The sequence below is a fragment of the Streptococcus sp. ELY_125 genome (assembly GCF_058314535.1).
In genome coordinates this window covers 55,017-65,560 of sequence record NZ_JBZFUM010000011.1, presented here as the reverse complement: position 1 = coordinate 65,560, position 10,544 = coordinate 55,017, and the positions used below count along the sequence as shown (strand labels likewise).

General features: G+C 33.8%; 7 protein-coding genes. All 7 read left to right on the top strand.

The window, feature by feature from the left end; genetic code table 11:
• Positions 1–152 precede the first annotated feature (152 nt).
• Positions 153–293 carry a SapB/AmfS family lanthipeptide gene (locus tag AC4HAL_RS06035; protein WP_491093425.1) on the top strand — a complete coding sequence of 47 codons (141 nt, stop codon included), beginning with the start codon at positions 153–155 and terminating at the stop codon, positions 291–293.
• Positions 294–835: 542 nt separating this feature from the next.
• Complete coding sequence (locus AC4HAL_RS06030; RefSeq protein WP_491093424.1) at positions 836–2,452, top strand: ATP-binding cassette domain-containing protein; 1,617 nt, start codon at positions 836–838, stop codon at positions 2,450–2,452.
• Between the two features lie 184 nt (positions 2,453–2,636).
• Positions 2,637–3,742 (top strand): IS3 family transposase gene (locus tag AC4HAL_RS06025; RefSeq protein ID WP_491093423.1). Its coding sequence is split into 2 segments (ribosomal slippage): positions 2,637–2,913 and positions 2,913–3,742, totalling 1,107 coding nucleotides; the frame shifts between segments, so codons are not numbered across the junction.
• Between the two features lie 12 nt (positions 3,743–3,754).
• The gene (lanKC, locus tag AC4HAL_RS06020) at positions 3,755–6,370 is read left to right on the top strand and encodes a class III lanthionine synthetase LanKC (RefSeq protein ID WP_491093426.1); all 2,616 of its coding nucleotides are present in this window, start codon (positions 3,755–3,757) and stop codon (positions 6,368–6,370) included.
• 22 nt (positions 6,371–6,392) lie between these two features.
• On the top strand, positions 6,393–8,342 hold the full coding sequence (locus AC4HAL_RS06015) for a prolyl oligopeptidase family serine peptidase (protein ID WP_491093422.1): 1,950 nt from the start codon (positions 6,393–6,395) through the stop codon (positions 8,340–8,342).
• 45 nt (positions 8,343–8,387) lie between these two features.
• Entirely contained in the window at positions 8,388–9,122 is a 735-nt protein-coding gene (locus AC4HAL_RS06010) for an ABC transporter ATP-binding protein (protein ID WP_491093421.1), read from the top strand.
• 10 nt (positions 9,123–9,132) lie between these two features.
• A complete protein-coding gene (locus AC4HAL_RS06005; RefSeq protein ID WP_491093420.1) occupies positions 9,133–10,449 on the top strand; it encodes an ABC transporter permease family protein in 1,317 nt (438 codons plus the stop codon).
• The last annotated feature ends 95 nt before the right edge of the window (positions 10,450–10,544 follow it).

The window sequence follows — 10,544 nt, the reverse complement described above, 5'->3', positions numbered from 1 at the left end:
TAAGTGATGATGTTTAGCGGTATAATGTAAGTGGTTCATTTGGATAACTCCTGTTCGTTTGATCACTAACAGCATAATCCAAATGGACTTTTTTGTGAACTAAAAAATAAACTAGCACCACGGGTTAATTTTATAGAAAGAAGGAAAAACATATGTCAGAAGAAATTTTGAAATTGCAAACACTGCCTGTTGAAGAGGAAATCAACGAAGTTGATGGTATGAGAGGGGTTAGCTCATTAAGTGGTGGCGGATGTCACCGTTGGAGTACGGTTAGTATTGGAGCTTGTGGATAATTAATCTTCCGCTCAGCTAGATTCCGTATCTCGGTCTAGTTATGATCAATATTAATATTTTATAATATTGGTTAATTATAGAATTAATAGCCACTTCCAATATAATTACGATTTTTGGAAGTGGTTTTATTTAGGAATGTGTCCCAAGAGAAAGCTTTAAAATTACAATTAACTCCTTTTCCTCTTGGGAGAAGTCAATGAAGTTTATGACCTGAGAAGCTTTATTAGCATTATAAGTCCATGATTATGTGTTGATTTCTACATGCATAGTAGTCTTTATCTTCAGATCTGATAGAATAATTAAATATTATTTTGAATTTTTGGGAATAAGAGAGCTAGCATAAAGGTAGTATTTGTGAGTTGAAACTCCTTATTTCTAAAAATTTAAGGTAGTAACCATTCAGAAATTGAGAGGAAAATAGAGATAATTATTTTGATTGTCAAAAATTAAATATGAATCATTATTTTTTAGTATTAGTTAAATGTTTTGAGTGCTTTAAACTAGTTATCTAGAGTTTGTTTAATTAGTGTAAGGAGTTTTTATGACTATCAAAGAGTTTTTGAGAGACATTCCCAAATTTAAAGTAATTATTTTGCTATTTGCTATGCTCGTAGCAGGGTGTGACGGTATAGTAATGTCACAAGTAATTTCGTCTGTGACTAAATTCAACGCTTCATCTTCAGTTCAGGATATCTTTTATTTGTTTTTATACGGATTCCTTGTTTATTTGCTTGTGCAAGTGGCTAGTATGATTGTAAATTTCTTAAATAACAATATTATTAAGTACTTGAATCAAAAATATAAGATGGCTATTATGCAAGCTTCCAGTAATACTGTTGATTTGGAAATGGATTCTGGAGATATTATTTCAACGTTGACAGTTGACTTGCAATTAATAGAAGAAAAATATTTTGCCATTATACTGGGAAGTGTATACTATTTTTTTATGGGGTTAATTTCGCTAGTTTACTTAATTTATCTTAGCCCGATTATCTCATTGTTGTTTATTATATGCTCATTGTTTCCAATGATACCATCGTTTATTTTTGTAAATATATTAGGTAGAGCAACAGATAAATATACATCTGAAAATAGTAAATTTATAAGAAATATTAAAGATTTCTTCCAAGGATATTATGAAATATCTACTTATCATGCTTTTGAGACTTTTTTGAATCGTACAAGACATGCGATTAATGATATGGAAAGTAGTTCAGAAATACTGAGAAATAAGCATGCGATAGTAGGATTTATGTCGGCTATGTTATCTTGGTTAGGATATTTAATTCCTGTCAGTATCGCTTTAGTCTTGGTTGTTAAAGGACAGCTTGAAGCAGGAGCTGTTATAGCTCTATTTTTGGCTAGTGACAGAGTAATCCCTCCTCTTAGAAATTTGTCGGAGAATCTTCGGATGATAAAATCGACAAAGACCACTAGAAATAAAATTAAAGAAATCATTTTTGAAAATAGAGAAATTAATAAAATTACGGGAGATGCGCAAATAGTAATTAATAATCCAAATATTGTTTTTAAGGATGTTGCGTTTGGGTTTGACAGTATCTTATTTAAAAATACAACTTTAACGATTCCTTATGGTAGTAAGGTTTTAATTACAGGAGTTTCAGGCAGTGGTAAGACTACTTTATTAGATCTTATACAAGGAAAGTTAAAAACAACGGAAGGTGAAATTCTTATGAGTAACGGTGTAAAAGAAGCTGCAATCAATCCCTCTCTAGTATCAAGAATTCAACAAGAACCTTATTATTTTGAACTTAATTTAAGAGACAATATTTTGATGGGACTCAGGAATATTGATGATCATGATCTAGTTTCTATGCTAGATAAATTGGGATTAATAGAGGAGCTTGGTATAGATTGTTTAGATAAAAACTATGGTGAGCAAGGAAAAGAGTTGTCAGGAGGTCAAAAACAAAGAATTGAAATTGCAAGAGCGCTAATACACAATAGACAAATTCTATTGGTGGATGAAGGAACTTCAGCAGTTGATATAAAATCTTCTGAGAGGATTAGGAACCTTTTCAAAGATTTGGATATAACAGTTTTAGAAGTTGCCCATCATTATGATAATAATATCAAGAAAAATTATAGCCATCACTTGACAGTTACTAATGGTCAAGTACATTTAGATAATGTTTAATTATTCCGCATGCAGTTCAATTATTGTGAAATTTCGAAAGTAATAATTTAAAGAGGAAAATATTATGCAATACAATATTAATCTTGATAATCCCTTATTCTTTACGTCAGAACAATGAATAGGTTACATTAAACTAGACAGAAATGATAAAGTGTTCTACACTAAAGAAAATAGGAGAACAGATATGTCTAGAAAAATTCGCCGTCATTTCACAGATGACTTTAAACAACAAATCGTTGACCTTCACAAGGCAGGTATGAAACGCAGCGAGCTCATCAAAGAATATGAGCTAACCCCTTCAACCTTTGACAAGTGGGTCAAACAGGCACGAACGACTGGTTCCTTTAAGACTGTCGATAACCTTACCGATGAACAGCGTGAGCTGATCGCACTCAGGAAACGTAACAAAGAGTTGGAAATGCAGGTCGATATCCTAAAGCAAGCGGCAGTGATTATGGCACGAAAAGGGAAATAATCACTGCGAACAAAGACAAATACAGCATTTCCGCTATGTTTCGTTGTTTGAACATTCCTCGCTCTAGCTATTATTACAAAGCTGTAGAACCAGTATCTGAAGAGAATCTTGAAGAAATGGTTAAGCGTCTCTTTCTTGACAGTAAATCTAGATATGGTGCTAGAAAAATCAAGAAGTGTCTGGAATCTGAAGGCATAACCCTGTCTCGCCGTCGGATTCGTCGCATCATGAAGAGACTGAATCTCGTTTCGGTTTACCAGAAGGCTGCCTTCAAGCCGTATTCTAAAGGGAAAAATGAGGCACTCATTCCAAATCATTTAGCCAGACAATTCAACCAAGAAAGACCACTGGAAACGCTTGTGACTGACTTGACTTATGTCCGCGTTGACAGTCGCTGGGCTTATGTTTGCCTCATTATTGACCTCTTCAATCGTGAAATTATTGGCCTGGCAGTTGGTTGGCACAAGACGGCAGAGCTCGTCAAAGAAGCCATTCAAAGCATTCCTTATGCGCTAAGCCAAGTCAAGCTGTTCCATTCTGATCGTGGCAAGGAGTTTGACAATGTTTTGATTGATGGGATGTTGGCGGCGTTTGACATCACTCGGTCTCTAAGTCAGGCTGGTTGTCCCTATGATAATGCCGTAGCTGAGAGCACTTATCGTTCCTTCAAACTGGAGTTTATCAACCAAGAGACCTTCCATTCGCTAGAAGAATTAACCCTAAAAACGAAAGATTATGTCCACTGGTGGAATCATCACCGTATTCACGGTAGTCTCAACTACCAAACACCCATGACGAAGCGAATCATCGCTTAACAAAAACACTTTATAAATTTTGTACAGAAAACTGTTGCCTTTTCACAATATTCTGTTGATAACTCAAAAAAATATTCAGTTCCCCTACCTTATAATTGGCATGAACTATCAAATGATTCAGAATGGACAATACAATACCCAATAGGTAGGGTGACCGAAAGACAGGGTTGGAAAGTACATGTAAGTTCCAATTTCAGTGATTCACATAAAATATTATCGGTAGTTGCAAATGTATGTCATGAACTTAAGGTTTCGTTCAAATATTTAAGTACCGAGAAGAACTTTATTTTAAGAAATGGTAAATTAGTTGATAGAGGGTTTTCTGGTAAATTTATCACATGTTATCCTGATCAGTCTAAATTGGAACTGTTTTTGAATACGCTAGAACCATTGTTAGAAAGATTCCATGGACCATATATACTTAATGATAAACGTTGGCAAAAAGGACCAATATATCTAAGATATGGTGTTTTTAGGCCAAGTATACCTGATCAAGAACCAGATTTAAAGATTGATGAGCTACTAGTGTCAAATAAAATTGTAAAAGATACGAGAGGTCCTAGCTTCGTGGTTCCAGAAGGTATTCCACTTCCGAAATTCTTAGAAGATTGGGTTCAAACAACTGCTGAGGATACCGACAGTGAATTGCCATTTACAGTTGATAGTGTTATCAAATTTTCTAATAGTGGAGGTGTTTATAAAGCTACACTAAAGAAGAATCATCAGAAAATAATTTTGAGAGAAGCTAGGCCCTATACGGGATTAGATTTTAACGAGATATATTCTTTCGATAGACTTGAGTCTGAAAAAAAGGCTTTAATGCTATTATCAGATGTTAGTGCAGTTCCTGATGCTTGTTGGAGCGGACAGTTGTGGGAACATCAATTTTTGGGGGTCCAACATATGAATGGTATTCCTTTGAATAGATGGGTCACGCAGAATTTCCCTATATATAAAAGTAATGAGAACGATAAGAAGGATTATTTACTGAGAATCCAGTCTATTATTAAACAATTAATCTCTATAGTAGATAAGGCGCATTCAAAAAATGTTTATCATCAGGATATTCATGTGGCAAATATCTTGGTGGATGAAGATGGTCAAATATCTTTAGTTGACTGGGAACAGGCAGTATTTAGTGATGAAAATGAGGTGGAACATCGAATTGCTGCTCCTGGCTTTACGTCTTGGGGAAAGAATAAACCTAGTTATATTGATTGGTATGGAGTAAAGCAAGTTGCTCACTACTTGTATTTACCACTTATTATACAATCAGATTTAGTTTATGATTATGGAAATCAAACACGCAAAATAGCAAATGGTCTTTTTCAAAAATTATCTTATTCTGAAAAAGATATAGAAACAGTAGAAAAATTGTTAGATTTGTTAGGAAAGAGAGTTCCCAAAGTACCGGTACTATCGGATAAAAAGATTATCAAACCTTTTAATAGTGAAGATTTCGATAAAAATGGTAAAAATATTGAACAAACTATATTGTCATTAATACGTGGATTGGACTTAGTTTCTAATAAATGGAAGAATGTATCCCACGAGCGATTATTTCCTGTTCATTTTTATGGGGTATCAATTAATCAGGGAATTGCTTTTTCAGATCTTGGTATTTTGTGGAGTCTAAATAAATTAACTTCTCTTATTGATCCAGAGCATTGGTCTGGTTACGAAAAAATTAAAGATCAAATTATCCGAAAAGCTGTTTCAGACTTTAGTACCTCTGATGTTCTGCCAGGCTTATTTGATGGAATTGCTGGGACTATATGGTTAATTTATGAACTTGGGGAAAAAGACAAAGCTAGGCAGTTATTTGCTAAACATATGATTCCTATGCTAAAAAAATGTTCCTCAAAAACACTTTATGATGGAAGAGCAGGCGTATTGCTAGTAGGTTTATATTTAATTGCTAAATCTAAGGATGATGTCATGAATGCTGAGATTCAAAGCTGTATCTATAAGGAGTTAGATATCTTAGCAACAGAGTATAAAAATGCACCTCAAGATTTTTGTAAAGTAGGAACTAGTAATGACCAAAGTAATGATCCTTATATGAATGAGGCAGGATTACTCTATGGGCATGCAGGCTTAGGATGGCTATTTGGAGAAACTTACAGATTTACTTCAGATAAAAAATTCAAGGATTGTTTGAACTTAGCAATTGAGACAGAATTGCGTGGTTATGGATATGATCAAAGAGGAGCTCTTCAGTACCAGCAAGGGCATAGAATGTTACCATATTTATCAAATGGAAGTGCAGGTGTATTGTTATTAATGGGTAGAAACAGAGAATTTATATCTTCTGAACTCTTGATGAAGGCAGAGTTGTTGGAGAAGGCGGTCACTCCCAATATATGTGTCTTCCCCGGATTATTTAATGGTCTTAGTGGCTTGGAATTATCGAAAAAATTATATTCTAATGATTTTAACATTGTTAAAAGTCAACAAAAATTAATTCAAGGCTTGTATCCCTACTTTGCTAGGATGGAGGAAGGGCTTATTTTAGCAGGAGATAATGGTTTAAAAATTACAACGGATGTTGCTTCAGGTTTTGGGGGTATTGCTCTGGCCTTAGCTTCTTTACAAAATAATAAATTGGAATTATTACCGACCATTTGACTGTGCTTAGAAAGTATTTATTATGAATTTAAATAATAATCAACAGTTTTTAGACACTATAGAGAGTCATTCAGCTTTTTCAAAGATTATTACTAAATCATTAGCAATTCCTAGAACTCAAGATTCTTTGATTTTTAGAAGAGGGGGCTTTTGGTATAGATTTGAAAATTGGAATCCTCCTAGTTCAGGAATACTTAGAGAATGGAAATCTACCGATGAGGATTGGACTCCAAAGTTAAGTTATACTTCGAAATTTAGTGAGAATCAATCTCAAATTATTTTAAACATAGCCGATCTATCATCTAAATTTAATGGATGTAAAGTATGGCATGCTAGTCTATCTAATGAGGGGAAGTTACTGCTATTAATAGTTGAAAAACAAGGCAATTATGATGCAGTTGTTTTGAGAAAAAGATCCTTGACTGTGTTCCATTATATTCACAATATTTCATTAGAAAGTTCTTTCTTTTTTAGTGAGGAAGGTCTCATATTTTGTAGAACTGATAAGGATTTTAGACCAAGTAAATTATATTATAGAAATTTTAGAACTGATTCTGATGAACTACTATATGTTGAATCTAATGTAGCTTGTAGAATAAAGATTGTAACAGGAGGAATTAATAGTAATAGTTGCCTTGTAAAATCTATGGACTTTCAAAAAGGATCTCTTTTTCTATATATGTTTGAAAAAAGAAAATTATGTAGTTATACGATAATACAAGAAGCAGTTCTACCAAGATATTATGATATTATGATATTAGAAGATTCAATATACTTCCTCTATGTAAAAAAACAAAAAGGATGTAAGAAAAGAAAACTTGCTTTTAAAGATTTAACAAACGGTGAAATGTTTGAGGTAACGTTAAAGTCGACAAAACTTATAAGTGATCTTAAATGTATAGGAAAAAACATCTTACTAAATACCTCTACTCAGTTTCAGCATTCGTATCTATTACTACGTTTAAAATCGTATTCGACTTCCATCGTGTTTGAAGAAGTAGAAATAGAATTCCAGAAGAAAACATTAATTTATGAAAATTCTTTTTCAGACAGTTTGATTTTGTTTTCGCAGAAAGAGCTTTTTGCAGAGACTATTTTAAGTTATGAAATTGATAACAATTTTCTTAAAACAGAATTTAGTGTTCCAGTTTTCCTAGACAATTCTAGTGATAAGTACAGATATAGAACAATATGGACAGAGAAAGACCCTAGTGGTGTTCGTATTCCGATATCAATTCTTTGGAAATCTGAAACATCTAATGCACTTCCTCAGGACAAAAGTTGCGTGATAAATGTTTACGGTGCTTACGGACAAGATGATAGTATCAAACCAGATCCTTTCATAATATCTATGATAGAAGCTGGATTTGTTTATATAACAGTTCATGTCAGAGGTGGAGGATTTTTAGGAGGAGAATGGTATAGGGCTGGTAAGGGAATGAATAAATGGAATTCTATAGAAGACCTTATTACAGGGGTGAATTACCTTATAAAGCAAAAAATAGCAGATAAAAATCATCTTGGCCTGATGACTTCTAGTGCTGGAGGTATTATAGCCGGTGCAGTTTTGAACGAGTGTAGTAACATGTTTAAGGCTCTGCTTCTTTTCTCCCCTTTTATTGATCCTTACAGTACTCTTTTGAAGGGAGAAGATCCTCTTTCTAAGACTGAGACTTTAGAATGGGGAGATATTACTAACCCTGATGTTAAGGCTTATATCAGGAGCTATTCTCCTATGCAAAATATTGACAAAGCCAAGGGTTCACCAACAACAGTAATTAGTCTTATAGGGGGTATGGATTCTTATATTAATAATAATGATGTCATCCTATGGTCTAATGAGTTAAGAAAGCGTGGTATTCATAGTTTGATTTATTTGAACTATAATGCTGGCCATAGTGGATTAAGAAACGAAGATATTAATCTAACAATCAATGTGCTGAATTATTTTTTGGAACAAATTGGAAATTAGTTTCTTCATTGTAATTGGTTTCATTCAATATAGGAAGGAAGGCATATGAAAAAGGCAAGTGCTTTAATTGCATCTCACGTATCTAAAAGCTTTCAATTAGATAAGAGCAAGGCAGTTTCGGTGTTAAAAGATATTTCACTTACGGCAAGATATGGGGAGTTTATCTCTATTTTAGGTGTCAGTGGTTCGGGAAAGTCTACACTATTAAAATGTATTTCTAGTTTACTGGAACCGACAAGCGGGGATGTCATGATAAATGATGTTGCCCCTTATAAGCTTAATAATAGAAAACTCGCTAAGCTAAGGCAAGAGAATATTTCCTTTATTTTTCAATCTTATAACTTAGTTCCTGCTTTACCAGTTATAGAAAATATCGCTTTACCCTTACGTTTATCCCATAAAAAGGTGAATAAACAAGAGATTAGGGATTTACTGAGACAAATGAAATTTCAAGCAGATATGAATTCATTTGTCAATACTTTATCAGGTGGAGAACAACAGAAAGTCGCAATTGCTCGAGCAATTTTATCAGATAGTCAGCTTATCTTTGCTGATGAGCCTACAGGTGCTTTGGATAGTACTTCTAGAAAAGTCATTTTTGATTTATTGCGAGATATGGCTAACAGAGGGAAATGTGTCTTTATGGTAACCCATGATATCGAATTGGCTTCTTATACGGATAGGGCTTTGGTTTTGAAAGATGGCAATATTTATAAAGAGTTACAAGCCCCTTCAGCTCAAGATCTCTACCAAGCCTTAGAGACAGATAAGCATAACTAAGGAGGATTCTATGCTAGGATTGATTTATTATCAGTTTCAATATTCTAAAAAGCAATGGCTGGGTACGGTGCCAGTTCTATTTGTAGCTAGTCTAGTTGCAGGAATAGCAGTAAATGGTATTATAAGCATTTCAAAAGATCCATCGCTAGCTAATAGTGATAATGGACCATCTGTCATCTTTAATGGATTGATTGTATTTGGTGGTTTAACCTTGTTCTTATTGGTTTCAGGACTTATCCAGTTTTTAATGTCTCTTTTTAAAAAAGATTATGAACTATGGACAATTTTGGGAGCTAACCGTTCACAGTTGTCCTTTCTTATCAGTGGGCAGCTTTTTATCATTGCCTTTATTACCAGTCTATTTGGCTCCTTTCTGTCTATTTTTGCGACTCAGAAGTTTTATAACTACCTACAATTGAAAGTTGGAAAAGATTTAATGCCTCCTCTATCAATCTCGTTTGATATGTTTGGCTGTTTATTGCCAGTTTTAATTGTATCTGGCATCGCTGCTATTAGTGGATATCGCTACTCATGGAAAAATTTAAAGAAAGTTTCGGGACAGCAGAAACGAAATCTGTCTCTTTCTATGGGGAAAGCAGTTATGGTATTATTACTTCTTTCTTCTTGGATTGCTTGTATTGTCGTAGTTTTTCTACCTTTAAATCTAGTAGAAAGAGATGTTATTGCTATAAAAATGAGTCTAGTAACTACTTTATTATTAGTGAATCTGATGATGATTCAATTCATTTCTCCCTACATACAGATATTTGTCATTGAAGGATTGAGCTACCTATTTTCTTTCTTAGATTATCATTTTACCATTTCCAAATGGCTAGTAGTATACGATCGTTCCTATTTAAAGTTATTGCAATCGTCTGTGACAATGGCGGTTACTCTCATCTCAGGCTTTCAAATATTCTTAGCAAGTACAGGAGAGGTGAATGCTTTACTTTCTTTTCTCATGTATCTTTTGGCTCCGCTTTTACTGATACTAGCCAATATTATTTCGATCACCGTATTAGCTTCTGACAGGGCTAGAGAAGATGCCAATCAGTTTGATTTACTAGGATTAACAAGAAGGGATATCGGCCTTGTTCGTTTTTGTGAGGGTCTTATTCATGCTTCAACAACTTTCATCGTTGCTTTATTATTTAACTTTCTAGTATTTATAGTCGCCGATTATGTTTCTAAGGAATTTCATAGTCTTTCAGTCAAAACTACTGGTCTATATAGCTCTGGAGTTATTATTTCATTCATTTTGCTTATCCTTATTTTTATCACAAAAATGACTGTTGCTTTACCTAACTCAAGCAACAGAAAACAATAAACTTGGTAATGCTTATTTTGAACATAGTTATGTAACTGATACGTACTCCCCTCTAACAGCACCCGTTGACAGACGTAAAATTAAAAAAATTCACT